This is a genomic window from Glycomyces artemisiae (assembly GCF_003002955.1).
Classification (GTDB): domain Bacteria; phylum Actinomycetota; class Actinomycetes; order Mycobacteriales; family Micromonosporaceae; genus Glycomyces; species Glycomyces artemisiae.
The window spans coordinates 149,267-174,493 of sequence record NZ_PVTJ01000003.1 but is presented as its reverse complement, the minus strand read 5'-3'; the positions used below and the strand labels follow the sequence as shown (position 1 = coordinate 174,493).

Below are 25,227 nucleotides of genomic sequence, written 5' to 3'. Positions count from 1 at the left end.
AGAACGGACACTCGTCCTCCAGAGGCCCGCCGCGGTGCCCCTGCACCGCCCGAGCGCGGCGCGACCGCGCGGGCCGGACAGGAGTGCGTCATGGGTTCCGAACCGCGACCCGCCTTCGGGCGCCGCGGCCTGCTGCTGGGGGCCGCCGCCCTCGGCACGACCGCGGCGATCGGCGCCGCCGCCCCCGCCGCGGCCGCCGTCCCCGGCTTCCCCGCTTTCACTCGTCTCGGTGCGGCGCTGGACAAGTCCGCGCTGAGCTACGCGCCCGCCCGGAAGGAGATCATCTTCCCGTCGATCAGGCACGTCGCCGGGAAGGTCGCCAACCCCCTGGGCAACTGGTACATGTACTACGCGCCGCACGACGACCCGGGCGGCATCTGCCTCGCCTACGCCGACTCCCTCGCCGGGCCCTGGAAGGAGTACTCGGCCAACCCGATCATCGACCGGAACTGGAACGGGCACTTCTCGGTCCCGCACGTCTCCAGCCCGCACGCGCACTGGAACGCCGCCGACGGGAAGATGTACCTGTACTTCCACGGCGACAACCGCACCACCCGCGTCGCCACCTCCACCGACGGCCGCTCGTTCACCTACGTCGGCACGGTCCTGCACACCTCGATGCTCCCGTCGAACGTCACCGAGGCGTCCTACGCGCGGGTCTTCCCGCACCCGACCCAGTCGGGCGTGTTCATCATGCTGTTCATGGGGAACCAGTCCGGGACCCGCAAGATCTTCATCGGCTGGTCGCACTCGCTGACCTCGGGCTGGCAGTTCAAGCAGCAGCCGCTCATCTCTCCCGGAGCGGGGGAGGAGGGGCAGATCTCGGGCGCCCACTACTGGGGCCGCAACGGCGGCGGCCACGTCGTCTACCACGGCGGCGACGGCCGCATCCGCGTCGCCTACGTGGGCACGGGCTTCGACCGCGAGGAGCACCTCGGCGTCCTGTACACCGAGCCGCAGGCCACCCGCGCGGCCGCGCCGAGCTTCGCCGGAGAGGGCGGGCGCCTCTACATGTTCTACGAGGCCGGGGCCCGCGGGAACACGAACATCGCCATCGCCCGCACCTGACCGGTCCCCTGACCGCCGCCCCGCCGGGCGTCCCCGCACCGGACGCCCGGCGGGTAGGTTTGCCGGAGCAACGGCGACACGAAGGGGGACCCATGGGACAGGACCTGGGCGCGATCGGCTTCACCACCAACGACGGCGCGGCGGCGACGCTCGCCGACCACCTCGGCGAGGTGGTCCTGGTCGTCAACACCGCCTCGAAATGCGGCCTCACCCCGCAGTACGAGGGCCTCCAGGCCGCGTACGAGGAGTACCGCGACCGCGGCTTCACCGTGGTCGGCTTCCCCGCGAACGACTTCATGGGCCAGGAGCCCGGCACCGACGAGGAGATCGCCGAGTTCTGCTCGGTCAACTACGCGGTGACGTTCCCGCTCATGGCGAAGATCAGCGTCGCGGGCGAGACCCGCCACCCGCTCTACACCGAGCTCATCGCCCGCCGCCCCATAATCGAGGGCAACACCGACGCCGACCCCGAGATCCAGTGGAACTTCGAGAAGTTCCTTCTCGGCCGCGACGGCGAGGTCGCCGCCCGCTTCGCCCCCACGGTCACCCCCGACGACCCGGCCCTCCGCAAGGCCATCGAGACCGAACTCCAGCGCTAGCCGCCCATCGGTCGGCTTCGGCCACTCGTCCGAGCAAGGGGCGGCCGTCTTCGGACCGACCCTCGGCCAGGTCGCACGGCCCGCCGTTCGGTCGGCGCCGCTTCGGCTCAGGGGCGGGCCACCAGGCCCGCCTCGTAGGCGAGGATCGCGGCCTGGACGCGGTTGCGGAGACCGAGGCGGGTGAAGATCGCGGTCATGTGGCCCTTGACCGTGCCCTCCGACATGAAGAGCCGCTTGCCGATCTCGTGGTTGGACAACCCCTCGCCGAGCAGTCCGAGCACCTCCTGCTCCCGCGGGGTCAGGCCCGCGATCCGCTCCTTCGCCGGGGTCGGCCGGGCGAAGCCCGCCGCGCCCATCTTCGCGATGACCCGGTGGGCGATCCTGGGGGAGAGGTACGCCGCGCCGTCGGCGACCGCCTTGATCCCGAAGATCAGCTCCCGCGGGTCGGCCGCCTTGAGCATGAACCCGCTCGCGCCATCCCCGAGCGCGCGCATCACGTAGTCGTCCTCATCGAACGTGGTCAGCATGACCACCGCGGTTCCCGGTGCGACACTGCGGATCTCCGTGGCCGCCGAGAGCCCGTCGAGCCGCGGCATGCGGATGTCGAGAACCGCCACGTCGGGCCGGTGCGCCCGGACCATCTCGACGGCCTCGGCGCCGTCCCCGGCCTCCGCGACCACCTCGATCCCCGGGTCGCTCGCCAGGATCGCGGCGACTCCGGCCCGGATCATGGCCTCGTCGTCGGCCAGCAGCACTCTGATCATCGATTCCCCTCCAACGGGATCCGGGCCTCGACGGCGAACCCGCCGCCGCGCCGCCCCGCACTGAACGACCCGCCCAGCAGCCGCACCCGCCCGGACAGTGCCGCCAGCCCCGAGCCGCCCGGCTCCAGCCGCGGCGCCGCCGCGCCGCCCGAGTCCGACACCTGCACGAGCACCTCCGCGCCCTCCCGCTCGACCAGCACCGCGACCGCCGCGCCACGAGCGTGCTTGGCGGCGTTGGTCAACGCCTCCTGCACGATCCGGTACACGGCCCGGTCCACGAGCGGCCCGAACGCCTCGGCGCCGCCTTCGAGCCGCACGTCGAGTCCGGCTTCTGCCGACCGCGCCACGAGGTCCCGCACCGGCTCGTCGACCGGCGCGACCGGCGCGGCCTCGTCGCGCAGCATGCCCAGGGACTGCCGGAGCCGGTCGGTGGCCTCGACCGCGTTGGCGCGCAGCGCGGCCGCGGCCTCCCGACCGGCCTCAGACAGGTCCGGCGACAGTTCCAGGGCCCCGGCCCGCAGGGCGATGAGCGCGAGGTCGTGGCCGACCGAGTCGTGCAGGTCGGCGGCGATCCGGGCCCGCTCCAGGGCCTGGGCCCGCTCGGCCACGAGGTCGCGCTCGTGTTCGAGCCGCGTGGCCCGCTCCCGCTCGGCTTCGAGCAGTTCGACCTGCTGGCGGCGGTACCGGCCGCCGAACCACGGCAGCATCACGAACGCCCCCAGGACCAGGAACGCCGTGACGCCGTTGCCCCGGTCGACGATCATGACCGGCACCGTGAGCGCCGCGGCCGCGAGCAGCAGTGGCGCGCCGTACCGGAAGTCGAGGCGCCGCCCGTGCAGGTACGCGAGCAGGGCCAGCACGATGAAGATCGCCTGCCGCCACGCCGGGAGCTGCACGGTGTCGATCCCGTTCACCATCGCCGCGGCCGCGATGAGCGCCAGCCCTGCCCCGTACATCACGCCGCCGAGACTACCGACTTGAGCCGCACCGCCCGCGCGACTGCGACGGCGATCCCCGCCACGGCCGCGGCCAGGAGCGTCAGCGTGAGCGGCAGCGCGAAGTAGAACATCTGGTTCCACGGGATCGTGCGCCCGCCCGAGATGAACGAGACGCCCGCCGGGAAGCCCGCGAACACGACCGCGGGGACGAGCACCGGCACCATCCGCAGCGCGGTCCGCCACGCCTTGCGCCCGGCCCGCTTCCCGGCCCAGCGGCGCGAGCGCACCATCCCGAGGACCCCGAGTCCGATCGCGGCCAGCGTCGCCAGCAGCAGCACCAGGTCGTAGACCTGCCCGCTGCTGGAAGGCTCGGCAGGGGTTCCGCCTTCGGTGATCGCGGCCAGGCCCTCCATGGCGCTCCAGGTGACGTCGCTGAGACCCGCGCCGGTGCTCATCACCGCGATCCCGTACCCCGTCTCGGGATCGATCCACTCGACCGCGTTGTAGGTCATGAGGTTCCCCGAGTGGGCCAGCGTCCCGTCGGACTCGACGCTCCAGCCCATCCCGTAGTCCTGGACGTCCGAGGCGGTGTGCATCGCGTCGAGCCCTGCGGCGCTGACGAGCTGCGTGCCCTCGCCGTTCTGGCTGATGAGCCACTTCCCCATGTCGGCGGCGCTGGTGATGATGCCGCCGCTGCCGGAGTCGTCGAGGAACCCGGGGGCCTCCTCGCGGGGGATCCAGACGCCGTACAAGGAGTTGTAGCCCAGGCCGGGCATGACGTCCTCGTCGCGGGTCGCGCTGTCCTCCATGCCGAGCGGCGTGAAGACCCGTTCGCGCATGAAGTCGGCGAACGACTGCCCGGAGGCGACCTCGACGAGGCGCGCCGCGACGTTGAGGTTCGCGTTGCAGTAGGCCCAGTCGGTGCCCGGGTCGGCGGCGAGCGAGTCGTCGGCGAGGCGGGACACGTAGTCCTCCAAGGAGGTCGCGTCCTCAAGTTCGACGACGTCGATGCTCGTGTCGCTGAACCCGGAGGTCTGGTCGAGGAGCTGGCGGACCGTCACCTCCCCGGCCCGCGGGTCGGCCATCTCGAATCCGGGGAGCTGGTCGGCGACGGGGGCGTCGAGGTCGATCGCGCCTTCCTCGACGAGGATCATGACGGCCATGGCGGTGAAGGACTTCGACACCGAGGCGACGCGCATCGGCGTGTGCTCGGTGACCGGGTCGCCGTTCGAGTCCTCCCCGTACCCGGCGGCGAAGACGGTCTCCCCGCCGCGGGTGACGACCGCGGAGAGGCCCGGCACGTCGGTGGCCTCGACGAGGTCGGTCAGGTAGGCGTCGTACGCCTCGGGGTCGGGGGCGGTCTCGGCGTGCGCCGGGGAGGCCGGCGCGGCGGCCACTGCGGCGGCCGCGAGCGCGGCGCCGATCAGCTTGAGGACCTTGGGTTTCACGTGGGTGGCTCCGTTCTGGACGAGTACCCGGTGAACGTTATTGCGGCCCTGACCTGCTGCCATCGGAAGAAAGTCCGGATCAGCCCCTGACGAAAGTCAGGGGTCGGCCGGTCACTCGCAGGTCGCCATGACAGCGTTTGCGAGGGATGTCCGCAATCGTCCCACCATGCAAGAACTCCTACCCCCCGGATGGGGCCGCTGGTATGGTCGAGCCATGCGAACCGCCGCACGACTCACCCGGCGGCGCGCCATCGACCAGATGGGCGCCGCGAGCGCCCTCTGTCGACCTCTGATGCGCTAGCCGGACGCGCGCTCAGCGCCGCCCGGCCGATCCCCGCCTCCCACGCGGACCCACCATTTCCGATCACGCGATGCCCGCACCCGTCCCCACCGGACGGCCCCCGGGCCAGCCATCGACGAGGGAACACCGAGCCCATGCAGCACCGACCCGACCACGCGTTCAAGATGCGACACCCATACCGCCGCAGGATCATCGCGGCCGCCGCCCTGGCATTGGCGGTCGCCGGACTCACCGCCGGCGTCGCCGACCACGCCACCGCCGCGACCCAGGACACCGCGGGCGACCACCTCGAACGACCGAGATAGCCGCCGGCTCACGAACCCGAGGCCTCCGTCTGGTGGGACGGGGGCCTTTCCTTGTGCGCCGCGGCCGCGCCGCTCGGGTAGATTGGCAACGCAGGTTTACCGGTACACATCCAACGAGGGGCCCGATGCACGCCTTCCCGCTCACCCGAGTCACGCTGCTGGACGGCCCGTTCAAGCACGCCCTCGGCACCGACCTCGCCTACGTCCTCGCCATGGACCCCGACCGCCTCCTCGCCCCGTTCCTGCGCGAAGCGGGGCTCGAACCCGCCGCCCCCAGCTACGGCAACTGGGAGGACTCCGGCCTCGACGGCCACATCGGCGGCCACTACCTCTCCGCGCTCGCCCTCCTCGCCGTCGCCACCGGCGAGGCCGAGCCCCGGGAGCGCCTGGACCGCATGGTCGCCGAACTCGCCCGCGCCCAGGACCATCTCGGCACCGGCTACGTCGGCGGCGTCCCCGGCGGCGCCGCGCTCTTCGAAGGGCTCCGCGACGGCGAAGGCGTGGGCACGCTCGGCTCCAGCGACCACTGGGTCCCCTGGTACAACCTGCACAAGACCTTCGCGGGCCTCATCGACGCCCACACCCTCCTCGGCCACGACAAGGCGCTCCACATCGTGCTGCGCCTCGCGGACTGGTGGCTCGACATCGCCGCCACCATCGGCGACGACGCGTTCGAGACCATGCTCGACACCGAGTTCGGCGGCATGAACGAGGCCTACGCCGACCTCGCCGCCATCACCGGCCGCGCCGACTACGCCGACATGGCCCGCCGCTTCTCCCACCGCGCGATCCTGGGTCCGCTCCTGGAGCGCCGCGACGACCTCACCGGCCGCCACGCCAACACCCAGATCCCCAAGGCCGTCGGCTACGCCGCCACCGCCGCCGTCACCGGCGACACGGAACTCGAAGGCGCCGCAAGGCACTTCTGGCACCAGGTCGTCGAGCACCGCTCGGTCGCCCTGGGCGGCAACTCCGTCCGCGAGCACTTCCACGCCTCCGACGACTTCACCGCCATGATCGAGGACCGTGAAGGCCCCGAGACCTGCAACACCTACAACATGCTCAAGCTGACCCGCCGCCTCGCCGCCGCGGGCCTCGAACCCGCCCACCTCGACTTCGCCGAGCGCGCCGTCTACAACCACCAGCTCGCCTCCCAGCACCCCGGCCACGGCGGCCTCGTCTACTTCACCTCCATGCGCCCGGGCCACTACCGCGTCTACTCCCAACCGGAGACGAGCATGTGGTGCTGCGTCGGCACCGGCATCGAAGCCCAGGCCAAGTACGGCGAACTCGTCTTCGGCGAACACGACGGCGCGCTGGCGGTCAACCTGTACCTCCCCGCGCAGCTCGACGCGCCCGAGTTCGGCGGCCGCGTCCGCATCGAGACCGCCTTCCCCGCAGAGGAAACCGTCACCGTCGTCCTCGACCTGGACGAGCCGCGCGCGTTCGCGCTCCGCCTGCGCGCGCCCGGCTGGTCCGACGGCCTCGCCGACCTCGCGGTCAACGGCGAAGCGGCGCAAGCCGAAGCCGTCCCGGGAGCCGTCCTCATCGAGCGGACCTGGCAGCCCGGCGACACTGTCACCTTCCGGCTCCCGCTGCGGCTCAGCGCCGAACGGCTCCCCGACGGCTCGCCCTGGCAGGCCTACTTCGCCGGTCCCGTGCTCCTCGCCGCCCGCAACGGCGACAGCCGCCTGGACGGCCTCCTCGCCGACGACTCCCGCATGGGCCACGTCGCCCACGGCCCGCTCATGAGCCTCGGCGACGTGCCGATCGTCCCCGACCTGCCCGCCGCCGACGTCCTCGAACCCGAAGGGCCGCTCCGCTACCGGCTCGCCACGGCCGACCCGGCCGGCACCGTGGAGCTGGAGCCGTTCCACGGGCTCCACGACGCCCGCTACACCGTCTACTGGCCCGTCGCCGAGCCCGCGCGGATCGCCGAGCGCCGGGCCGCCCTCGCCGCCGCCGACCGCGACTCCCTCGCGCTCGACCGCACCACGGTCGACAAGGTCGCGTTCGGCGAGCAGCAGCCCGAGAGCGACCACGCCTTCCGCGGCCGGGACACGCAGGTCCACACCACCGCCGACGGCCGCCGCTCCCGCTCGACCACCGCGTCGATGGCCGTCACCTTCAAGGACCCGCAGGCCCAGGCCCAAGGGCTGCGCATCGGCTTCCGCCTCGACGGCCCCGCCGCCGTCGCGATCCGCCTCGGCGGCGTCCTCGTCGCCGAAGAGCGCTGGGACGGCGGCGGCGAGGCCTTCGACCTCGACTACCCCGTCCCCGGCGAGCTCGCGGCCGAGCCCCGCCCCGCCGCGCTCGACCTCGAACTCACCGCCCTCGACGGCCTCCCGACCCCCGCGGTCACCACGGCCCGGCTGACGCGCTGGGCCGCGCCTTAGCGGATTCGCGACGTGTTCCAGGTCGCCGTCCCGGGCTGTCACACTCGGGACGGCTGCGCCGTCTTAGTTTCGGACACAGTCGACCGAAGGAAGGGAACGAGACGATGGACATGCAGCGTGAGGCGGACGGGACGGCGATCCGGGGGCTGTTCGGATCGATCGTGGAGGGGTTGCGCGCCAAGGACCTCGACGCGATCGGGCGGCTGTACGCAGAGGACGTCGTGTCCTTCGACGTTGAGCCGCCGCTCCAGCACGTCGGGATCGACGCGAAGCTGAAGAACTGGGCGAACGTCTTCGCCGTGTTCGCCGAAGTGGACTACGAGCTGCGGGACCTGCGGCTCACCGTGGACGAGTCGATCGCGTTCGCGCACGGCTTCGGGCGGCTCAGCGGGAAGCTGAAGAACGGTGCCGTCACGGAGGGCATGTGGGTGCGGGCGACGTTCTGCCTCGCGAAGCCGGCGGGGGAGTGGCGGATCGTGCACGACCAGGTGTCGGTGCCGTTCGACATCGCCACCGGCAAGGGAGTGGCCGACTTGGAGCCGTAGCGGGGCCGCCGCAGGGACCGGCCAGTCCGCTGCGGGCTCAGTGGCCGCCCCACTGCCATTCGAGGATCTGCGCCCGCATGAGGCGGGCCGCGGCGGGCAGGCGGTCGCCGTCGGTCCAGTGGAGACTGAGGGTGCGGTGGCAGTGCGGGTCGTCGATGGCCACCCAGGCGACCTCCGGGGTCGTCCAGGCGACGCGGGCGATCGCGGGGAACAGGCACACGCCGATGCCGGAGCTGACGAGCACGAACGTGGCGGCGGTCTCGTCGGTCTCGCAGACGATCCGCGGCTCGCGGTTGCGGTCGGCGAACAGCCGGTCGAGGAGGCGGCGCTGCCATAGTCCGGGCCGGGTCGTGACGAACGGCTCGTCGGCGAGGTCGTCGGGGGACACGCGCCCCGCGGCGGCGAGGCGGTGGCCGGGCGGGGTCGCGAGCCAGACCGGTTCGATCGCGACCACGGCCGACTCGGTGCCGGGGGCGGCGACCGGCTGCGAGGCCAGGCACAGGTCCACCTCCTGCGCGAGCAGGGCCCGCTCCATCTCGGCGGGCGCCATCTGATGGAGGTGCAGCTCGACCTCGGGGTGCGCGGCGGTGAACGCCGCGATCGGGCCGGTCAGCGGCAGGAACGTCTCCGAGGCCAGGCGCACGCTGCCCGCGCCGCCGCTGAGGGACTCGGCGACCGCGCGGCGCCCGGCCTCCAGTTCGCCGACGGCCCGCTCGACGTGGTCGCGGAAGAGGCGACCGGTGTCGTTGAGCTGCAAGCGACCCGCGCGGTCGAACAGGGGCGCGCCGAGCTCGGCTTCGAGGCGGGCGATGCTCCGGCTCAACGAAGGCTGGGCCACGCGCAGTTCGGCGGCGGCGCCGCTGAGGTGCTCCAGGCGGGCGACCGCCAGGAACTGGCGCAGGGTGTTCAGGTCCACGAGTGCTCCTCATACCGTTCGAGTCATAACATCATAGCGATATTGGTCTTTGAAGTCTTAACCATATCGTCATAACGTTGCTGGCATGCAACGAGAACTGACGATCGACGCCCCGGCAGCGGCACCCGCGCCGCCGGAGCAGTCGGCGGAGCGGACCGCGGCCAGCGGGTGGGTCCTGCGGGGCGTGTCGACCGCGTACCTGGTCGCGGGATTCGCGCAGCCGGTGTTCGCCGGGGTGTACCTGAGCGGCGACTTCGACGGCCTCGCCTGGCACATGCGCGGCGCGGACCTGGTGTCCTACATAGCGATCGCGCACCTCGTCACCGCGGGCGTCGTGTGGGCGAGAGCGCGCCGGGCCTGGCCGTTCTGGGCCTCGCTGGCGCTCGTGACGGGTGTGACCGCGCAGTACTTCGCGGGGATGTGGGGCGAGCTGTGGCTGCACTTCCCGCTCGGCGTCGCGCTGGTCGCCGGGATCGCCGGGATGTTCGCGGCGGTCTGGCGGCGCCCGCTTCCCCGGCGCCGCAAGGAGGTCCGGGCCGATGGGTGAGTGGAGTCTGCCGGTGTCGCGGCGCCGGGCGCTGGCGATCGGCGCCGGGATCGGGGCGGTCGCCGCGGGCGGGCTGGCCCTGTCCGCCGGGTGGGCCCGCCGCCCCGCCGAGACCGGGGACCAGCTGCGCAGCGCCGTGCCGCTGCCCGAGCCGTTCACGGTGCCGCTGCCGATCCCGCCCGTGCTCGCGCCCGTCGAGTCCACTGCGGACGGCGACCGGTACGAGCTGGTGCAGCAGGAGATCGACGCGGAGGTCATCCCCGGGTTCGCGACGCGGCTGTGGACCTACGACGGGGTCTTCCCCGGCCCGACGATCGAGTCGCGGCGCGGGCGGCACACGACTGTCCTGCACCGCAACGAACTCCCGGTCCCCACCGTGCTCCACCTCCACGGCGGCCGCACCCCCGCCGCCTCCGACGGCTACCCGACCGACCTCGTGCTCCCCGACGGCTGGACCGGCCACGCGGGCCACTCCATGGCCGACGACCGCGCCGCGGTGTCGAACGTGCAGCGCGAGTACGGGTTCCCGCTCGACCAGCGCGCGGCGATGCTCTGGTACCACGACCACCGCATGGACTTCACCGCCCCGGCGATCTGGCGCGGCCTCGCCGGGCTCCACTTCGTGCGCGACGACGTGGAGGACGCCCTCGACCTGCCGCGCGGCGACCATGAACTGCCGCTCATGATCGCCGACCGGGCCTTCGACGAGGACGGCCAGCTCGCCTACCCCGCGGTCGACCCGAGCCTCACCGGCGAGCACGGCGTCACCGAGCCCTACCTCGCCGGAGTCCTCGGAGACGTGGTCCTCGTCAACGGCGCGCCCTGGCCCGAGCACGAGGTGGACACCGGCCTGTACCGGCTGCGGGTCCTCAACGGCTCCAACGCGAGGCACTACGAGCTCGAAGCCGTGGCCGACGACGGCCGCACCGTGCCGCTGGTGCAGATCGGCGCCGACCAGGGCCTCCTCGCCGCGCCCGTACGCCACGAGCGGCTGCCGATCGCGCCCGCCGAACGCTACGACCTGCTAATCGACTTCGGCGGCCTGCCCGTCGGTTCGACTGTGCGCCTGCGGAACCGGCTCGGGAGCGGCGGCACCGCCGACATCATGCGGTTCCGCATCGCCCGCGAAGGCACCGCCGCCGCGATCCCCGAGACCCTCGCCGAAGACCTCCCCGAGTGGGACCGATCGGAGGCGGCCGTGGTCCGCGACCTCGCGTTCCGTGCGGGCCGCATGGACGACGGGCGGCACGGCTGGCTCATCGACGGCCTCCCGTTCGACCCCGCCCGCACCGACGTCACGGCCCGCCTCGGCGACGTCGAGGTGTGGCGGCTCGTCGCCGACGTGCACCACCCCGTCCACCTGCACCTCGTGGGCTTCCGGGTCCTCTCGCGCGGCGGCGGGGCGCCGCTGGCGCACGACGCCGGGCTCAAGGACACGATCTCGCTGCGCCCCGGCGAGTCGGCCGAGATCATCACCCGCTTCGACGGCTACCGGGGCCGGTACCTCTTCCACTGCCACAACGCCGAGCACGAGGACATGGGCATGATGGCGAATCTGGAGATCGTCTAATCCGGACCCGAGGGCGGCACCGTCACCGGCACCGCCTGAGCCACCACCCGAACCGGGACGCCGCCCCGCGCGGCGCCCCGGTTTTCCCGTTTGCCGCAACCGTTCCCGCATGCGAGGATCGGCGGATGTCCGACGCCGAACCGACCGACCGCATCGGCCTGCTCCGCTGGCAGTTCGACCTCACCTGGGCCTTGTTCGAGTACCACCTCGAACGCCTCGAAGACGAGGACTTCCTCTGGGAGCCCGCCGCCGAGACCTGGACCCTCCATCCCGCCGCCGATGGCTGGGAGCCCGACTGGGCCGACACCGAGCCCGACCCCGTCCCGGCCCCCACCATCGCCTGGCTCACCTGGCACATCGGCTGGTGGTGGACCACCGCCACCGCGCACGTCCGGGGCCGCGCCCCGCGCGACCGCGCCGACGTCAGGTGGCCCGGCCCCGCCGCCAGCGCCGAATGGCTCCGCGGCCACCGCGACGACTGGCTCGCGGCCCTCGACGCCCTCACCGACGCCGACCTCGACGCGCCCTCCGCGTACCCCTGGCCCGGCGACGCCGGGCTCACCGTCGCCCACCTCGGGGCCTGGGTCAACGCCGAGCTCATGAAGAACGCCGCCGAGATCGGCCAGCTCCGCCTCGTCCGCGCCGCCGCCTGAATCCGTGGGGCGGATGGCACACTCTGGGGATTCTGGGGACCCCGCGCCCTCGTAGAGTCGTCATCAGCAACCCAGCGACACATTCAAGCGGAGGATGAGCACCATGAGCGAATACGACGTGACCCCGGACGAGACCGACGCCGGCGTCGAGGACGAGTACACGACCGAGGACGAGAGCCTCGGCGGCCTCCCCGGCGTCACGGTCGAGGAGACCTTCGACCTCGACGGCGACGGCTACGCCGACAGCACCATCACCGCCGACGGCGTCACCTACATCGACTCGGACGGCGACGGCCAGGCCGACGGCGTCGCAGTCGACTACGACGGCGACGGCGTCTCCGACGAGCTCCTCGTCGACATGGACGGCGACGGCAGCTTCGAGACCGCCGTCTACGACACCGACGGCGACGGCGTCGCCGACACCTTCGAGTCCGACACGGACGGCGACGGCGTCGTGGACCAGGTCTCCTACGACACCGACGGCGACGGCTACGTCAACCAGGTCGTCACGGACACGAACGGCGACGGCTACGCCGACGTCGTCGCCACCGACTACGACGGCGACGGCCTCGTCGACGAGATCGAGATCGACTCGGACGGCGACGGCGCCTCGGACACGACCCTCATCGACTCCGACGGCGACGGCTTCCTCGACACCGTCTACACCGAGACCACCCCGCAGGGCGACTCCTTCCAGTCCCAGACCGGGCAGGTCATCTGACCCCTCCGGCCACGCGCCGGAACCGCTTGAATCCCGGGGGCCGCACCCGCGGCCCCCGGGGACCGCCGAGAGGACCCGAGTTGATCCCCGACCCCACCGTCCTGCACCCGATGGCCGGACAGCCGCGCGTCGTGTTCCTGAAGCCGCTCATCGAATCAGAGAAGATCGAGGTCGGCGAGTACACGTACTACGACGACCCCGACGCGGCCACGGCGTTCGAGGAGCGGAACGTCCTCTACTCGTACGGCCCCGAGAAGCTGCGCATCGGCCGGTACTGCGCGCTGGCGACGGGCACGCGGTTCCTCATGGCCGGGGCCGACCATCCGATGGTCGGGGTCTCGACGTTCCCGTTCGCGATCTTCGGCGGCGACTGGACCGAGTCGACGCTCGACATCGTCATGAACGTGGAGAGCCGCGGCGACACCACCGTCGGCAACGACGTCTGGCTGGGCTACAACACCACCGTGATGCCCGGCGTGACCATCGGCGACGGCGCGATCATCGCGAGCGGCGCCGTCGTCACCGCCGACGTCCCGCCTTACACCATCGTGGGCGGCAACCCCGCCAAGCCGATCCGCAAGCGGTTCGGCGACGAGGAGATCGAGCTGCTGCTGCGGGCCGCGTGGTGGGACTGGCCCGCCGAGCTCGTCACCGAGCACGCCCGCACGATCATGTCGGGCACGCCCGCCGACGTCTTCGCGATCGCCGAGGCGAACGGCCTCACCTGACGTTCGCGAGCAGATCCGCGATGACCCCGTAGCCGCGCTCGCGCGCATGGTCGAGCGCGCTGCGGCCGTTGCGGTCCCGGATCGAGGCGTCCGCGCCCGCGTCGAGGAGCAGCGCGACGATCTCCTGGTGCGCTTCACCGCCGTCGCCGAGCGCGACGGCTTCGAGCAGCGCCGTCCAGCCGTTGTAGTTGACGCGGTCGACGACCGCGGCGATGCCCGTGGCCGCCAGCACCTCCCGCACGTAGTCGGCGTGCCCGCGCTCCGCGGCCGGGTGCAGCGGGCTGCCGCCGCGCCGGTTGGGGACCTCCAGGTCCGGTCCCGCCGGGAGGATCGCCCGCATCATCGCCACCGACCCGGTGACGCCGCAGGTCACCCACGGCGTGTCCCCGAGGTCGTCGCGCGCGTCCGGGTCCGCGCCGCACGCCACGAGGACACGCGCCGCTTCGACCCGGTCGGCCAGCGCCGCGAGCATGAGCGGCCCGCGGCCCTTCCCGTCGCGCACCTCGACCTCCGCGCCCAGTCCCAGCAGCCGGGCCGCCTCGTCGGCGTCCCCGGTGTCAGCGGCTTCCAGCAGCCCCCGGTTCCAGTCCGCGACGTCCCCGGGCGCGGGCCGCGCGGTGCGCCGCGTCTCCTCGACGGACCGATGGCGCGGCTCGGGGACCGGCGCGCAGGCCGCGAGCGAACCGGCCCCGGCCGCCAGCACGAGCCTGCGCCCGATCCCCTTGCGCGCCTTCACTAGCTGTCCAGGTCTTCGAGGGCCGCGAGACCGGCGAGGGCGATCTCCTCGTCGATGTCGCCGCTGGGCGCGCCGCCGACGCCGATGCCCGCGATGGGGGCGCCGTCGTAGGTCACGGGCACGCCGCCCGCGAGGAACAGGGTCCCGGGGATGTCGGCGATCGTGGCGCCGTTGCCCTTGGCCGCGTTCGTCAGGTCGCTCGTGGCCTGGCCCCACGACACCGCGGTGTACGCCTTGGCCTCGGCCGAGTCGGGGCTCTGCGGGCCTGCGCCGTCGCCCTTGACCATGGCGATCGTGTTGCCGTTGCGGTCGACGATCGCGACGGTGACGCGCTGGTCGAGCTCGGCGGCCTTGTCCTGGGCGGCGTCGAGGACCGCGAGGGCCGCTTCGTGGGTGAGGGCGTTCGCGCCGCGCACGCCTTGGACCTCGGCGACCGCGACGGCCTCGATCGGCTCGGCCTCGGCGACCGGCGCGGCATAGGCGCTCGCGCCGACGATGCCGCCGACGACGGCCAGTCCGGCCACGGCCCCGACGGCCAGGCGCTTGCGGAGGTTGATCGCGTTCATTGGTGCTCCTTCGGTTCTCGCGGCGGCGGTTCCGCCGCGGCACTCGGCCAAGTCTTCGGCCGCGGGCGCCTCGGCGCATCGAGCGGCGGTTCGATCCGGTCTCCATCCTTTGATCGATGCGGGCGTCGGACCCGCCGGGCACGCTTGACGCGAAGCGCCCGCGGCCGGGCGCGCGCGGGCCTACGCTGGCCCCCGGGGAGGAGGGAGGGGCCGTGGGAGAGCGCTCCTGGCTGAACGGCGCGATGCACGCCGGGTTCTTCCTGCTGCTCGCCGCCTCCGCTGCGCGGGTGGTCGCCCGGCACGAGCTCACCGACCGGCTCACCGTCGCGGCCCTCGCGGTGGCCGCGCTCCTCGCGCTGCTCTACGGCGCGGGCGTGGTCCTGTGGCGGCGGCTCGGGCCCGCCCTGCCGGTGTGGCTCGGCCTCGTCATCGGCGTGGCCGTCGCGCTGGTGCTCCTGGCGCCCTCGTTCGCGTGGTGCGCCGTCCCCCTGTACTTCCTGTGCCTGCGGCTGCTCCCGACCATCGGGGTCGTCACCGCGGCGGTGCTGCTCACCGCTGCCGTCGTCGCCGGGCAGGTGCGCATCGCGACGGTGGTCGACCCGAGCCTGGTGCTCGCGCCGATCGGCATCGCCGCGATCATCACCGCCGTGTTCTGGGCCCTCCAGTACGAGATCCGGCAGCGCCAGCGCCTCATCGACGACCTCGTGGCCGCCCGCGACTCGCTCGCGGCCTCGCAGCTGCGCGCCGGGGCGCTCGAAGAGCGCGGCCGCCTCGCCCGGGAGATCCACGACACGCTCGCGCAGGGGCTCTCCAGCATCAGCATGCTGCTCCAGGCCGCCGACCGCTCCTGGGGCACCGACCGGTCCCGGGCCCTCGCCGCTCAGGCCGCGGCGGTCGCCGACGAGAACCTGGCCGAGGCCCGCCGCTTCGTCCGCGACCTCACCCCCGCGCGGCTCGAAGGCCGCAGCCTCGCCGACGCGCTCCGCGACCTGTGCGCCGACACCGAGCGCCGCTCGGGCCTGCGCACCGTCTTCCGCGAGGAGGGCGAGCCCGCCGTGACCGGCGAGGCCGCCGCTGCGGTCCTGCTGCGGGTCGCCCAAGGGGCCCTTGCCAACACCGTGGAGCACGCGGCCGCGTCCGAAGCGGTCGTGACGCTCTCGCACCTGGGCGACGCCGTCGCCCTCGACGTGCGCGACGACGGCCGCGGCTTCGACCCCGACGACCTCGACCCTGACGGCGCCGCCGCGTCCGGCCGCGGGTTCGGCCTGCCGGGGATGCGCGAGCGCCTCGCGCGGGTCGGCGGGAGCCTCGCGGTCGAGTCCCGTCCCGGCGAGGGCACCGCGCTCGCCGCGTCCGTCCCGCTCGGTGAGGAGCCGTGATGCGCCTGTTCCTGGTCGACGACCACCCCGTGGTCCGGGCGGGCCTGGCCGCGCTCGTCGACGGCGAGCCCGACATGGAGGTCGTCGGGGAGGCCGCCGACGCGGCCGCCGCGCTGCGCGGCATCCGCGGGTGCGCGCCCGACGTGGTGCTCATGGACCTCCAGCTCGGCGGCGGCCCCGACGGGTTCGCCGTCGCCGAGGAGGTCGCGAAACTCCCCGACGCGCCGCGGGTGCTCGTGCTGACCACATACGAGTCGGACGCCGACGTGCGCCGCGCCGTCGCGGCCGGCGCCACCGGGTACCTGCTCAAGGCCTGCCCGCCCGAGGAGCTGTTCGCGGCGATCCGCGCGGCCGCCCGCGGGGAGTCGTCCCTCTCGCCCAAGGTCGCCGCGCGCGTGATGGACCAGGCCAGGTCCGGTCGCCCGGCGCTGACGGCCCGCGAGTCCGAGATCGTGGGCCTTCTCGCCGAGGGCCTGGGGAACCGGCAGATCGCGCAGCGCCTGTTCGTCACCGAGGCCACCGTCAAGACCCACCTGGTCCACATCTTCGCGAAGCTCGGCGTCGACTCGCGGACCGCGGCCGTCGCCGCGGCCGTCCAGCAGGGCCTGATCCGGCGCTGACCTGGAATTCGGTTCGTGTCCCTGACATGGGAAGCCTGCCGTTATACGCTCGGGTGACGATCGGGGGCGGTGGCCGACTTGGCACCAGGACAGCACGATTCGGGGCGCGCGGACTACCGCGGACTCGCCCCGCTCTTCACGGAGATGGCCGGACTTGAAGCGGACGACCCGCGCCGCGCGGAGCTCCGCGAGCGGCTGATCACCGGGCACCTGCCGCTCGCCGAGCACATCGCGCAGCGCTTCTCCGGCAAGGGCATCGTCAAGGACGACCTCCTCCAGGTCGCCTCGATCGGGCTCATCCACGCCGTCGACCGCTTCGACCCGTCCCTCGGCAGCGAGTTCCTGTCGTACGCCGTCCCCACGATGATGGGGGAGGTGCGGCGCTGCTTCCGCGACACCGCGTGGCCGATGCGCGTGCCGCGCCGCCTCCAGGAGCTGCGCCTCGCCATCAACCGGGCCGCCGGGGACCTCGCGCAGGAGCTGGGCCGCCCCGCCACGTGCGCCGACCTCGCCGCGCACCTCGGGCTCACCGAGGCGGAGGTGGACGAGGGGCTCGAAGCGCGCCAGGCGTACTGGTCGGTCTCGCTCGACGAGCCCGAGTACCGCGATCCGGGCCGCGCGCCGCTGTGCGAGACCATCGGCGCCGAGGACGTCGCGCTCGCGCTCGTGGAGGACCACGAGGCGCTGGTGCCGCTGCTGTCCGACCTGACCGAGCGCGAGCGCCGCATCCTGGCGCTGCGGTTCTTCGAGGAGAAGACCCAGGCCCAGATCGGCGAGGAGATCGGCATCTCGCAGATGCACGTCTCGCGGCTCCTCAAGGGCGTGCTCGAAGAGCTGCGGGAGCGGCTGACGACCGCGCCGCGGTAAGCGCTGCACTTCGGAAGTTTCAGCGGACTTCCGGCCTTTTAAATCGAAACATTTCGATGTATTGTGATCGGGAACATTTGGAACTTCCAACCTCCTGGAGGAACGATGGCATCCCGCTCCGACGACGCCCGCGCCCCGCGCCTGGGCCGCCGCTCCCTGCTCGCATTGGGAGCGCTTCCGATCATCGGCGCCCCCCTCGTCGCCGACGCGGCCTCCGCGCAGACCACGGTCCTCATCCAGCCCTCCATCGGGCAGCAGACGATCCAGGGCTTCGGAGGGATGAACCACACGGTGTGGATCAGCGACCTCACCGCGGCCCAGCGGGACACGGCGTTCGGCAACGGCGCGGGGCAGCTCGGCTTCTCGATCCTGCGCATCCCCGTCCACGAGGACCGCAGCAACTGGAGCCGCGAGGTCGCCACCGCCCAGCGCGCGGTCGCCCTGGGCGCCAAGGTGCTCGCGTCCCCGTGGAACCCGCCCGCGTCCATGACCGAGAGCTTCTCCGGCGGCAAGCGGCTGCGCTACGACCAGTACGGGGCCTACGCCCAGCACCTCAACGACTTCGTCGTCTTCATGCGCAACAACGGGGTCGAGCTCTACGCGATCTCCGTCCAGAACGAGCCGGACTACGCGCACGAATGGACCGCGTGGACCGCGGCCGAGATCGTCCGCTTCCTCAAGGAGAACTCCGGGGTGATCAGCACCCGCGTGATGGCGCCGGAGTCCTTCCAGTACCGCAAGAACCTCTCCGACCCGATCCTCAACGACGCCGCCGCGCTCGCCAACATGGACATCCTCGGCGCGCACCTGTACGGGACGCAGCCCGCGGACTTCCCCTACCCGCTGTTCCAGCAGAAGGGCGCGGGCAAGGAGCTGTGGATGTCGGAGGTGTACTACCCCAACTCCAGCGACTCGGCCGACCTGTGGCCCGGCGCCCTCGACGTGGGCGAGCACGTGCACCGCGCGCTGGTGAACGGCCGCTTCCAGGCCTACATCTGGTGGTACATCCGCCGCGGGTACGGGCCGATGCGCGAGGACGGCCAGATCAGCAAGCGCGGCGCCAACCTCGCCCACTACTCGAAGTGGGTCCGGCCGGGCTACCAGCGGATCACCGCGACCGCGAACCCGCAGTCGGGCGTCTACATCTCCGCGTTCAAGAGCGGGTCCAGGATCGTCATGGTCGCCGTCAACAAGAACGCCTCGGCCGTGTACCTCCCCTTCACCCTCGAAGGCGGCGGCACGGGCTCCTTCGCGACCTGGGTGACCACGTCGAGCCAGACCCTCGCGGCCTCCAACGCGGTCCCGATGACCAACGGCTCCTTCGGCTCCCAGCTCCCCGCGCAGAGCATCCGCACCTACGTCCTGAACTAGGCCCCGCGCGAGCACCGCGAGCACCGCGCGGTGCTCGCGCGGCGTCCCGGCTCAGGCGAGGTCCACGGGCCGGACGCTGAGCTTCTCGGCGATCCGGGCGAGGGCGGCGTGGTCGTCGGCGTCGAGGAGGTCGAGCGCGGCCTCGCGGACGGCCCGCACGTGGACGGGCGCGGCGGCCTGGACGAGCCCGTACCCCGCATCGGTGAGGGCCGCGATCGTGTAGCGGCCGTCCTCGGGGTCGGGCGAGCGCTCCATCCAGCCGCGCTGCTCGAAGCGCTTGACCACGTTGGACAGGCGCGAGAGCGAGCCGTTCGCCAGGAACGCCAGCTCGCTCATGCGCAGGCGCCGCCCGGGGGCCTCGGAGACGTGGCTGAGGACCAGGTACTCGAAAAGGGTCAGCCCGCACTCCTTGTGGAGCGGGCCTTCGAGGCGCGGCGGCAGCATGTAGACAAGCGAGACGAGCCCGGTCCAGGCGTCCTTCTCGGCCGGGTCGAGCCAGCGGACCTGCTCGGACGCGGCGGTTCGGGGAGTCTCGGCCATACGCGCAGTCTAACCGGCGGCCGTGACTTCATGCTTGAAGTCAAATCTGCTACGATGACTTCAAGCATGAAGTCAATCGGAAGGGGTCGCCATGAGCGAGCCGCAGTTCATCATCACCCCCGGGGCCGGCGAGAAGCTGCACGGGATGCTCGGCTACAGCCAGGCCGTGCGCATCGGCGACCGCGTCGAGATCTCGGGCCAGGGCGGCTGGAACGACGACCTCGAATTCCCCGAGGACCTCGAAGAGGAGATCGTGCGCGCCTTCGACAACGTCGAGCGCGTCCTCGCCTCTGCGGGCGCCACCTGGGCCGACGTGGTCCACGTGAACTCCTACCACCTGCCCGACGACCCCGCATACATCGGAGAGCGCCCCGGCCGCGTCATGGCCGAGCAGTTCCGCAAGCGCATGAACGGGCGCGCCCCGATCTGGACCGAGCTCGGCGTCGCCGCCCTCGGCGCCCCGGGGATGCGCGTGGAGATCCGGGTGACCGCGGTCGTCGCTTAGCCCGCGAAGGTCCGGCGGTACGCGCTCGGCGTGACCCCAAGGGCCGCTTGGAAGTGCAGGCGCAGCGATGATGCCGAGCCGAACCCGGCGCCGGCCGCCACGCGGTCGATCGGCTCGTCGCTGCGCTCCAGCAGGTGCCTGGCCCGCTCCAGGCGCTGGTGCAGGAGCCACCGCTGCGGCGACGTGCCGACCTCCTCGCGGAAGCGCCGCGTGAACGTGCGGACGCTCATCGCCTCGCACTCCGCGAGCTGCCGCAGCGTCAGCGGCTCGTGGAGGCGGGCGAGCGCCCACTCCCGCGCCCGGCCCGTCGCGGCCGACCCCGCCTCGGGCACCGGCCGTTCGATGTACTGGGCCTGGCCGCCGTCGCGGTGCGGCGGCACCACGGCCCGCCGCGCCACCCGGTTCGCCACGGCCACACCGAAATCGAGCCGCGTCATATGCAGGCACAGGTCGAACCCGGAGGCCACGCCCGCCGAAGTGAGCACGCGCCCGTCCTCGGTGTACAGCACCTCCGGCTCCAGCCGCACCTTCGGATAGAGCCGCCGGAACCGCTCGGCCGCGTCCCAGTGCGTCGTCGCCGACCGCCCGTCGAGCATCCCCGCCGCGGCGAGCACGAACGACCCCGTGCAGATCGACGCGATCCGCGCCTCCGGCCGGATGCGCTCCAACGCCGCGGCCACGTCCGCGGGCAGCCGCCCCGCCGTCCACGACTCGTCCGACTCGTGCGCCGAGGGCACCACGACCGTCTCGGCCTCGGCGAGCGCCTCCGGCCCGTGCTTGACGTTCACGGTGACGTCGGCGTCGGTGCGGATCTCGCCAGGCTCCGGCGCGCAGGTGACGACCTCGTACAGGTGCTCCCCGCCGGACTTCGCGGAGCCGAACACGCGGTGCGGGATGCCCAGCTCGACCGGGAGGAGCCCGTGCCGGACCAGGACCGCCACGCGGTGCCGCCCGGGATGCCGAAAGACGCTCATGGCCCGATCTTCGCACATGTTGGCCTGCGGGCCACTGGCCGCCCGGCCGCGGCTCGGCGAAGCTGTATCCATGTCCATCGCAGCCCCGGAATCCCCCGAGCAGACCAGACGCCGCACCGTCCACCGCGCGTGGTGGGTCGCCGCCGTCAGCTTCGTCGCCGTCGTCGGCGCGGCCGCCTTCCGCGCCACCCCGAGCGTCTTCATCGAGCCGCTCCACGCCGAGTTCGGCTGGTCCCACGGCACGATCTCCGCCGCCATCTCCGTGAACATCCTGCTCTACGGCCTGTTCTCGCCGTTCGCCTCCGCGCTCCAGGAGCGGTACGGGATCCGCCGCGTCGTGGCGATCGCCCTGGGCCTCATCGCCCTCGGCGGCGGCGCCACGGTCTTCATGACCGCGTCGTGGCAGCTGGTCCTGTGCTGGGGCTTCATCGTCGGCATCGGCACCGGGTCCATGGCGATGGCGTTCGTCGCCACGATCACCAACCGCTGGTTCATCGCCCGCCGCGGCCTCGTCTCCGGCATCCTCACCGCCGGGGGCGCGGCCGGGCAGCTCGTGTTCCTGCCGCTCGTCGGCCTGCTCGTCGAGGGCCCGGGATGGCGCGCGGCCTCGCTCCTGGTGGCCGCCACCGCACTCGCGATGGTCCCGCTCGTCCTCCTCGTCGTGCGCGACCGGCCCGAGGACGTGGGCCTCACGCCCTTCGGCGCGGGCCCCGACTACACGACACCCGCGCCCTCGACGCAGGGCGCGGCGAAGCGGGCCCTCGGCGGCCTGTGGCAGGCCAGCGGCTCCCGCGCGTTCTGGCTCCTGGCAGGCACGTTCGCGATCTGCGGCGCCTCCACGAACGGCCTCGTCGGCGCCCACTTCGTGCCCGCCGCCCACGACCACGGCATGCCTCTGACGGCCGCCGCGTCGCTCCTGGCGGTCATCGGCGTGGTCGACCTGATCGGCACGATCTTCTCCGGCTGGCTCACCGACCGGTTCGACCCGCGGATGCTCCTGGCGGTCTACTACGCGCTCCGCGGCCTCTCGCTGCTCGCGCTCCCGACCCTGTTCGCGGGCGACGTCAAGCCGCCGATGCTGTTCTTCATCGTCTTCTACGGCCTCGACTGGGTCGCGACGGTCCCGCCCACGATCGCGCTGTGCCGCGAGCACTTCGGCGAGGACGGCGCGGTCGTCTTCGGCTGGGTCCTCGCCTCCCACCAGGTCGGCGCGGCCCTCATCGCCTGGGGCGCGGGCTTCGTGCGCGACGCGACCGGGAACTACGACCCGGCGTGGTTCACCGCGGGAGCGCTGTGCGCGCTCGCCGCGGTGATGTCCCTCGCGATCAGACGCGTACCAGTCGCTGCAACTGCGTGACGTGGGCGGGTTCGAGTTCGTCGAGCGAGGCCACGCCGAGGAGCTTCATCGTCCGCTCGACCTCTTCGCGGAGGATGGCGATGGCGCGGTCGACGCCCTCGCGCCCTCCGGCCATGAGCCCGTACAGGTAGGCGCGGCCGATCATGGTGTACCTGGCGCCCAAGGCGACTGACGCGACGATGTCGGCGCCGGACATGATGCCGGTGTCCAGGTGCACCTCGATGTCGCTCCCGACTTCCTTCACCACGTGGGGGAGGAGGTGGAAGGGGATCGGGGCGCGGTCGAGCTGGCGGCCGCCGTGGTTGGAGAGCGTGACGGCGTCGACGCCGAGGTCGGCGCAGCGCTTGGCGTCCGCGACGGTCTGGACGCCTTTGACGACGATCTTCCCGGGCCACTGCTCCTTGATCCACGCGAGGTCCGCGTAGTCCACCGTCGGGTCGAACATGGTGTCGAGGAGTTCGGCGATCGTCCCCGACCAGCGGTTGAGCGAGGCGAACGAGAGGGGCTCGGTGGTGAGCATGTCGAACCACCAGGCCGGGCGCGAGGCCATGTTGAAGAACGTCTTCGGAGTGATCGCGGGCGGAATCGAGAAGCCGTTGCGCTTGTCCCGCAACCGGGCTCCGGCGACGGGTACGTCGACGGTGACCAGGAGCGTGTCGAACCCGGCCGCGGCGGCCCGCTCGACGAGGGCCATCGACCGGTCGCGGTCCTTCCACATGTACAGCTGGAACCAGTGGCGCCCTTCGGGACCGCCCGCGGCGGCGACGTCCTCGATCGGGGTCGTCCCCATCGTGGAGAGCGCGAACGGGATGCCCGCCGCGGCGGCGGCTCCGGCCCCGGCGATCTCGCCCTCGGTGTGCATCATGCGGGTGAACCCGGTGGGCGCGATGCCGAACGGGAGTGCCGAGCGCTTCCCGAGCACGTCCCAGCCGGTGTCGACCTTCGAGACGTCCCTGAGGATCGCGGGGTGGAACTCGATGTCCGCGAACGCCTGCCGCGCCCGCGCGAGCGACAGCTCGCCCTCGGCGGCGCCCTCGGTGTAGTCGAAGGCCGCGCGCGGGGTGCGCCGCGCCGCAATCCGGCGCAGGTCACTGATGGTGAGCGCGGCGTTCAGACGCCGCCGCTTCGCGTTGAAGTCCGGCGTTTTGAAACGTATCAACGGCAAGAGGTCGTGGGGCCGGGGGAATTGTCGTTTCGTCATGGGAGGGCCTATCGGATGCGATGGTGAGGAGTCCGTCCGGGCCATTGTCGCCCGCCCCGAAATTGCTCCGTGACCGGACCCGTCCGCGAGCCGCTCGGCTCCGAATCGTGGTCGACCGGAGTTGACAAACCGAGCGGAGCATGATGATGTCCACAAGGGGGAATCCATCGGCCTGGGCCACAGGCGGACACCGGCGTACGGCGGTAGAGGAGGCGAGGATGCCCGCGCTCGAACAGCTGCTGCACGGCACGGCGCTGGGCGACGACGACGCCTTCGCGCGCCTCTACGACGAGGCCGCCCCGCGCGTCTACGGCCTGTGCCTGCGCGTCCTGCGCGACCCCGCGCAGGCCGAGGAGGTCGCGCAGGAGGTCCTCGTCGAAATCTGGCGCACCGCGACCCGCTTCGACCCCTCCCGCGGGTCCGCCGGCGCGTGGATCTCGACCATCGCGCACCGCCGCGCCGTCGACCGCGTCAGGTCCGCCCAGGCCTCCGGCGACCGCGAGCGCCGCGCCGCAGCCCAGTCCGAACCCGAGTACGACGCCGTCGCGGAGGCCGCCGCGACCCGCCTGGAGCACCGGCAGGTCCGCCGCTGCCTGGGGACCCTCACCGAGCTCCAGCGGCAGGCCGTCACCCTCGCCTACTACGGCGGCCACACCTACCGGCAGGTCGCGTCCCTGCTGGGCGCCGCCGTGCCCACCGTCAAGTCCCGCATCAGGGACGGCCTGCTCAAACTGCGCGACTGCCTGGAGGTGGCCCGATGAGCGCCGACGTCCACACTCTCATCGGCGCCTGGGCCGTCGACGCCCTCGACGATGACGAGCGCGCCGAAGTCGAGCACCACCTCGGCGAATGCGAATCCTGCGCCCAGGAGGCCGCCGAGCTGCGCGAGGCCGTCTGGCGTCTCTCCGACGTGACGATCGCCGACCCGCCCCCGCGGCTGCGCGCCCGCGTCCTCACCGAGGTCGCCCGCACCCGCCAGGAGGCCCCCGAACCGCCCGCGGCCGAACCCCGCACCGCCCGGCCCCGCCTACGCCGCCACCGCGGCATGCCGCGCCTGCGGCTCGCGCTCGCCGCCGGGGCCCTCGCCGCGGTCATGGCCGTCGTCGGCGGCATCGTCACCTGGTCGGTCATGCGCGACACCGAGCCGTCCCGGTCGGACCAGATCGCCGCCGTCCTCGAATCCGGGGACGCCGCGATCGGGTCGATCGCGGCCGACGGCGGCGGCAAGGTCAGCGTCGTGTACTCCGAGCAGCTCGACAAGGCCGTGGTGGTCCTCGCCGGGCTCGCCGCGATCGGCGAGGAGCGGTCCTACCAGATCTGGATGGTCGACCCCGAAGGCCAGGTCTCCGCGGGCGTCATGGACCCGGGCGACCGCTCCGCGACGATGCTCGTCGAGGGGCTCGGCGACGCCGAGCTCATCGGCGTCACCCAGGAGCCCGCAGGGGGCTCCGAGACGCCGACCCTCCCGCTGGTGGCGGGCGTCCCGCTGGAGGGCTGACCCCCAGCCGACACGGGCCCGGCCGCACGGCCGGGCCCGCTTTCGCACCCGCCGGGAAAAACATCCGGAATTCTTTCCCCGCCGACCCATCCGCGGCCCGCCCGCCCCCGAATG

At 72.7% G+C, this 25,227-nt stretch carries 27 protein-coding genes; 18 read left to right on the top strand and 9 right to left on the bottom strand.

All coding sequences use genetic code 11. The features are described from left to right. Nucleotides 1-90 precede the first annotated feature (90 nt). A complete protein-coding gene (locus tag B0I28_RS09600; RefSeq protein WP_106363603.1) occupies nucleotides 91-1,068 on the top strand; it encodes a glycoside hydrolase family protein in 978 nt (325 codons plus the stop codon). A 92-nt stretch (nucleotides 1,069-1,160) separates the two neighbouring features. Next, nucleotides 1,161-1,667 carry a glutathione peroxidase gene (locus tag B0I28_RS09595; protein WP_106363602.1) on the top strand — a complete coding sequence of 169 codons (507 nt, stop codon included), beginning with the start codon at nucleotides 1,161-1,163 and terminating at the stop codon, nucleotides 1,665-1,667. 107 nt (nucleotides 1,668-1,774) lie between these two features. On the opposite strand, the gene B0I28_RS09590 is transcribed toward B0I28_RS09595, so the two are convergent. The 3 genes from B0I28_RS09590 to B0I28_RS09580 are packed head-to-tail and all read right to left on the bottom strand — an operon-like array spanning nucleotide 1,775 to nucleotide 4,817. Next, nucleotides 1,775-2,431: a response regulator gene (locus B0I28_RS09590; protein ID WP_106363601.1), complete on the bottom strand. Its 657-nt coding sequence runs from the start codon at nucleotides 2,429-2,431 to the stop codon at nucleotides 1,775-1,777. Then, nucleotides 2,428-3,387: a sensor histidine kinase gene (locus tag B0I28_RS09585; protein WP_106363600.1), complete on the bottom strand. Its 960-nt coding sequence runs from the start codon at nucleotides 3,385-3,387 to the stop codon at nucleotides 2,428-2,430. The genes B0I28_RS09590 and B0I28_RS09585 overlap by 4 nt, the downstream gene beginning before the upstream one ends. Further along, entirely contained in the window at nucleotides 3,387-4,817 is a 1,431-nt protein-coding gene (locus B0I28_RS09580; protein WP_219926672.1) for a serine hydrolase domain-containing protein, read from the bottom strand. The genes B0I28_RS09585 and B0I28_RS09580 overlap by 1 nt, the downstream gene beginning before the upstream one ends. Nucleotides 4,818-5,252: 435 nt before the next feature. Between B0I28_RS09580 and B0I28_RS27195 the strand changes: the two genes are divergently transcribed. From B0I28_RS27195 to B0I28_RS09570, 3 genes are all read left to right on the top strand, one after another. After that, nucleotides 5,253-5,423, top strand: coding sequence for a hypothetical protein (locus tag B0I28_RS27195; protein WP_181245727.1), 171 nt, complete (start codon nucleotides 5,253-5,255; stop codon nucleotides 5,421-5,423). 125 nt (nucleotides 5,424-5,548) lie between these two features. Then, nucleotides 5,549-7,819, top strand: coding sequence for a glycoside hydrolase family 127 protein (locus B0I28_RS09575; protein ID WP_106363598.1), 2,271 nt, complete (start codon nucleotides 5,549-5,551; stop codon nucleotides 7,817-7,819). 104 nt (nucleotides 7,820-7,923) lie between these two features. Beyond that, a complete protein-coding gene (locus tag B0I28_RS09570) occupies nucleotides 7,924-8,364 on the top strand; it encodes a YybH family protein (RefSeq protein WP_106363597.1) in 441 nt (146 codons plus the stop codon). Between the two features lie 37 nt (nucleotides 8,365-8,401). Here the strand turns inward: B0I28_RS09570 and B0I28_RS09565 are convergent, their stop codons facing one another. Further along, entirely contained in the window at nucleotides 8,402-9,280 is an 879-nt protein-coding gene (locus B0I28_RS09565) for a LysR family transcriptional regulator (protein WP_106363596.1), read from the bottom strand. Nucleotides 9,281-9,365: 85 nt separating this feature from the next. On the opposite strand from B0I28_RS09565, the gene B0I28_RS09560 reads away from it, so the two are divergent. The 5 genes from B0I28_RS09560 (at nucleotide 9,366) to B0I28_RS28235 (ending at nucleotide 13,499) form a co-directional block, all read left to right on the top strand. Beyond that, the gene (locus B0I28_RS09560) at nucleotides 9,366-9,827 is read left to right on the top strand and encodes a hypothetical protein (protein WP_219926671.1); all 462 of its coding nucleotides are present in this window, start codon (nucleotides 9,366-9,368) and stop codon (nucleotides 9,825-9,827) included. Further along, complete coding sequence (locus tag B0I28_RS09555) at nucleotides 9,820-11,397, top strand: multicopper oxidase family protein (protein ID WP_106363595.1); 1,578 nt, start codon at nucleotides 9,820-9,822, stop codon at nucleotides 11,395-11,397. Before B0I28_RS09560 ends, B0I28_RS09555 begins: the two co-directional genes overlap by 8 nt. A 125-nt stretch (nucleotides 11,398-11,522) precedes the next feature. Further along, entirely contained in the window at nucleotides 11,523-12,050 is a 528-nt protein-coding gene (locus tag B0I28_RS09550; protein WP_106363594.1) for a DinB family protein, read from the top strand. A 103-nt stretch (nucleotides 12,051-12,153) separates the two neighbouring features. Further along, nucleotides 12,154-12,771 carry a hypothetical protein gene (locus B0I28_RS27630; RefSeq protein ID WP_219926670.1) on the top strand — a complete coding sequence of 206 codons (618 nt, stop codon included), beginning with the start codon at nucleotides 12,154-12,156 and terminating at the stop codon, nucleotides 12,769-12,771. Between the two features lie 110 nt (nucleotides 12,772-12,881). Next, nucleotides 12,882-13,499 (top strand): CatB-related O-acetyltransferase, encoded by a 618-nt coding sequence (locus B0I28_RS28235; RefSeq protein ID WP_146148049.1) that lies wholly within the window; start codon nucleotides 12,882-12,884, stop codon nucleotides 13,497-13,499. On the opposite strand, the gene B0I28_RS27865 is transcribed toward B0I28_RS28235, so the two are convergent. Next, nucleotides 13,492-14,073, bottom strand: a complete 582-nt coding sequence (locus B0I28_RS27865) for an ankyrin repeat domain-containing protein (RefSeq protein ID WP_342761204.1) — start codon at nucleotides 14,071-14,073, stop codon at nucleotides 13,492-13,494. The genes B0I28_RS28235 and B0I28_RS27865 overlap by 8 nt on opposite strands. Before the next feature lie 161 nt (nucleotides 14,074-14,234). Next, nucleotides 14,235-14,801 carry a GlcG/HbpS family heme-binding protein gene (locus B0I28_RS09530; RefSeq protein WP_106363592.1) on the bottom strand — a complete coding sequence of 189 codons (567 nt, stop codon included), beginning with the start codon at nucleotides 14,799-14,801 and terminating at the stop codon, nucleotides 14,235-14,237. Between the two features lie 212 nt (nucleotides 14,802-15,013). On the opposite strand from B0I28_RS09530, the gene B0I28_RS09525 reads away from it, so the two are divergent. The 4 genes from B0I28_RS09525 (at nucleotide 15,014) to xynC (ending at nucleotide 19,038) form a co-directional block, all read left to right on the top strand. Further along, the gene (locus tag B0I28_RS09525) at nucleotides 15,014-16,180 is read left to right on the top strand and encodes a sensor histidine kinase (RefSeq protein ID WP_219926669.1); all 1,167 of its coding nucleotides are present in this window, start codon (nucleotides 15,014-15,016) and stop codon (nucleotides 16,178-16,180) included. Beyond that, entirely contained in the window at nucleotides 16,180-16,800 is a 621-nt protein-coding gene (locus B0I28_RS09520; RefSeq protein WP_106363591.1) for a response regulator, read from the top strand. Before B0I28_RS09525 ends, B0I28_RS09520 begins: the two co-directional genes overlap by 1 nt. 78 nt (nucleotides 16,801-16,878) lie before the next feature. Continuing rightward, nucleotides 16,879-17,667: a SigB/SigF/SigG family RNA polymerase sigma factor gene (locus B0I28_RS09515; RefSeq protein ID WP_219926667.1), complete on the top strand. Its 789-nt coding sequence runs from the start codon at nucleotides 16,879-16,881 to the stop codon at nucleotides 17,665-17,667. A gap of 105 nt (nucleotides 17,668-17,772) precedes the next feature. After that, nucleotides 17,773-19,038 carry a glucuronoarabinoxylan endo-1,4-beta-xylanase XynC gene (gene xynC, locus B0I28_RS09510; RefSeq protein ID WP_106363589.1) on the top strand — a complete coding sequence of 422 codons (1,266 nt, stop codon included), beginning with the start codon at nucleotides 17,773-17,775 and terminating at the stop codon, nucleotides 19,036-19,038. A gap of 51 nt (nucleotides 19,039-19,089) precedes the next feature. Here xynC and B0I28_RS09505 read toward each other — a convergent pair whose 3' ends face one another. Further along, nucleotides 19,090-19,578 (bottom strand): MarR family winged helix-turn-helix transcriptional regulator, encoded by a 489-nt coding sequence (locus tag B0I28_RS09505; RefSeq protein WP_106363588.1) that lies wholly within the window; start codon nucleotides 19,576-19,578, stop codon nucleotides 19,090-19,092. A gap of 91 nt (nucleotides 19,579-19,669) precedes the next feature. Here B0I28_RS09505 and B0I28_RS09500 point away from each other — a divergent pair, with 91 nt between their 5' ends. Continuing rightward, nucleotides 19,670-20,083 (top strand): Rid family hydrolase, encoded by a 414-nt coding sequence (locus tag B0I28_RS09500; RefSeq protein ID WP_106363587.1) that lies wholly within the window; start codon nucleotides 19,670-19,672, stop codon nucleotides 20,081-20,083. Here B0I28_RS09500 and B0I28_RS09495 read toward each other — a convergent pair. Further along, nucleotides 20,080-21,057 carry a GlxA family transcriptional regulator gene (locus B0I28_RS09495; RefSeq protein ID WP_106363586.1) on the bottom strand — a complete coding sequence of 326 codons (978 nt, stop codon included), beginning with the start codon at nucleotides 21,055-21,057 and terminating at the stop codon, nucleotides 20,080-20,082. The genes B0I28_RS09500 and B0I28_RS09495 overlap by 4 nt on opposite strands. A gap of 70 nt (nucleotides 21,058-21,127) precedes the next feature. On the opposite strand from B0I28_RS09495, the gene B0I28_RS09490 reads away from it, so the two are divergent. Next, the gene (locus B0I28_RS09490; RefSeq protein ID WP_106363585.1) at nucleotides 21,128-22,414 is read left to right on the top strand and encodes an MFS transporter; all 1,287 of its coding nucleotides are present in this window, start codon (nucleotides 21,128-21,130) and stop codon (nucleotides 22,412-22,414) included. Here B0I28_RS09490 and B0I28_RS09485 read toward each other — a convergent pair. Then, nucleotides 22,383-23,615, bottom strand: coding sequence for an alpha-hydroxy acid oxidase (locus tag B0I28_RS09485; RefSeq protein ID WP_106363584.1), 1,233 nt, complete (start codon nucleotides 23,613-23,615; stop codon nucleotides 22,383-22,385). The two genes, B0I28_RS09490 and B0I28_RS09485, sit on opposite strands and share 32 nt — an antisense overlap. A 146-nt stretch (nucleotides 23,616-23,761) precedes the next feature. On the opposite strand from B0I28_RS09485, the gene sigK reads away from it, so the two are divergent. Both sigK and B0I28_RS09475 read left to right on the top strand, forming a co-directional pair. Next, nucleotides 23,762-24,376, top strand: a complete 615-nt coding sequence (sigK, locus tag B0I28_RS09480; protein WP_106363937.1) for an ECF RNA polymerase sigma factor SigK — start codon at nucleotides 23,762-23,764, stop codon at nucleotides 24,374-24,376. Further along, nucleotides 24,373-25,113 (top strand): anti-sigma factor, encoded by a 741-nt coding sequence (locus B0I28_RS09475; RefSeq protein WP_106363583.1) that lies wholly within the window; start codon nucleotides 24,373-24,375, stop codon nucleotides 25,111-25,113. Before sigK ends, B0I28_RS09475 begins: the two co-directional genes overlap by 4 nt. The last annotated feature ends 114 nt before the right edge of the window (nucleotides 25,114-25,227 follow it).

Coding starts and splice junctions, on each gene's coding strand:
- B0I28_RS09600 (WP_106363603.1), top strand. CDS start 91: ATGGGTTCCGAACCGCGACCCGCCTTCGGGCGCCGCGGCCTGCTGCTG.
- B0I28_RS09595 (WP_106363602.1), top strand. CDS start 1,161: ATGGGACAGGACCTGGGCGCGATCGGCTTCACCACCAACGACGGCGCG.
- B0I28_RS09590 (WP_106363601.1), bottom strand. CDS start 2,431: ATGATCAGAGTGCTGCTGGCCGACGACGAGGCCATGATCCGGGCCGGA.
- B0I28_RS09585 (WP_106363600.1), bottom strand. CDS start 3,387: ATGTACGGGGCAGGGCTGGCGCTCATCGCGGCCGCGGCGATGGTGAAC.
- B0I28_RS27195 (WP_181245727.1), top strand. CDS start 5,253: ATGCAGCACCGACCCGACCACGCGTTCAAGATGCGACACCCATACCGC.
- B0I28_RS09575 (WP_106363598.1), top strand. CDS start 5,549: ATGCACGCCTTCCCGCTCACCCGAGTCACGCTGCTGGACGGCCCGTTC.
- B0I28_RS09570 (WP_106363597.1), top strand. CDS start 7,924: ATGGACATGCAGCGTGAGGCGGACGGGACGGCGATCCGGGGGCTGTTC.
- B0I28_RS09560 (WP_219926671.1), top strand. CDS start 9,366: ATGCAACGAGAACTGACGATCGACGCCCCGGCAGCGGCACCCGCGCCG.
- B0I28_RS09555 (WP_106363595.1), top strand. CDS start 9,820: ATGGGTGAGTGGAGTCTGCCGGTGTCGCGGCGCCGGGCGCTGGCGATC.
- B0I28_RS09550 (WP_106363594.1), top strand. CDS start 11,523: ATGTCCGACGCCGAACCGACCGACCGCATCGGCCTGCTCCGCTGGCAG.
- B0I28_RS27630 (WP_219926670.1), top strand. CDS start 12,154: ATGAGCGAATACGACGTGACCCCGGACGAGACCGACGCCGGCGTCGAG.
- B0I28_RS28235 (WP_146148049.1), top strand. CDS start 12,882: ATGGCCGGACAGCCGCGCGTCGTGTTCCTGAAGCCGCTCATCGAATCA.
- B0I28_RS09530 (WP_106363592.1), bottom strand. CDS start 14,801: ATGAACGCGATCAACCTCCGCAAGCGCCTGGCCGTCGGGGCCGTGGCC.
- B0I28_RS09520 (WP_106363591.1), top strand. CDS start 16,180: ATGCGCCTGTTCCTGGTCGACGACCACCCCGTGGTCCGGGCGGGCCTG.
- xynC (WP_106363589.1), top strand. CDS start 17,773: ATGGCATCCCGCTCCGACGACGCCCGCGCCCCGCGCCTGGGCCGCCGC.
- B0I28_RS09505 (WP_106363588.1), bottom strand. CDS start 19,578: ATGGCCGAGACTCCCCGAACCGCCGCGTCCGAGCAGGTCCGCTGGCTC.
- B0I28_RS09500 (WP_106363587.1), top strand. CDS start 19,670: ATGAGCGAGCCGCAGTTCATCATCACCCCCGGGGCCGGCGAGAAGCTG.
- B0I28_RS09495 (WP_106363586.1), bottom strand. CDS start 21,057: ATGAGCGTCTTTCGGCATCCCGGGCGGCACCGCGTGGCGGTCCTGGTC.
- B0I28_RS09490 (WP_106363585.1), top strand. CDS start 21,128: ATGTCCATCGCAGCCCCGGAATCCCCCGAGCAGACCAGACGCCGCACC.
- B0I28_RS09485 (WP_106363584.1), bottom strand. CDS start 23,615: ATGACGAAACGACAATTCCCCCGGCCCCACGACCTCTTGCCGTTGATA.
- sigK (WP_106363937.1), top strand. CDS start 23,762: ATGTCCACAAGGGGGAATCCATCGGCCTGGGCCACAGGCGGACACCGG.
- B0I28_RS09475 (WP_106363583.1), top strand. CDS start 24,373: ATGAGCGCCGACGTCCACACTCTCATCGGCGCCTGGGCCGTCGACGCC.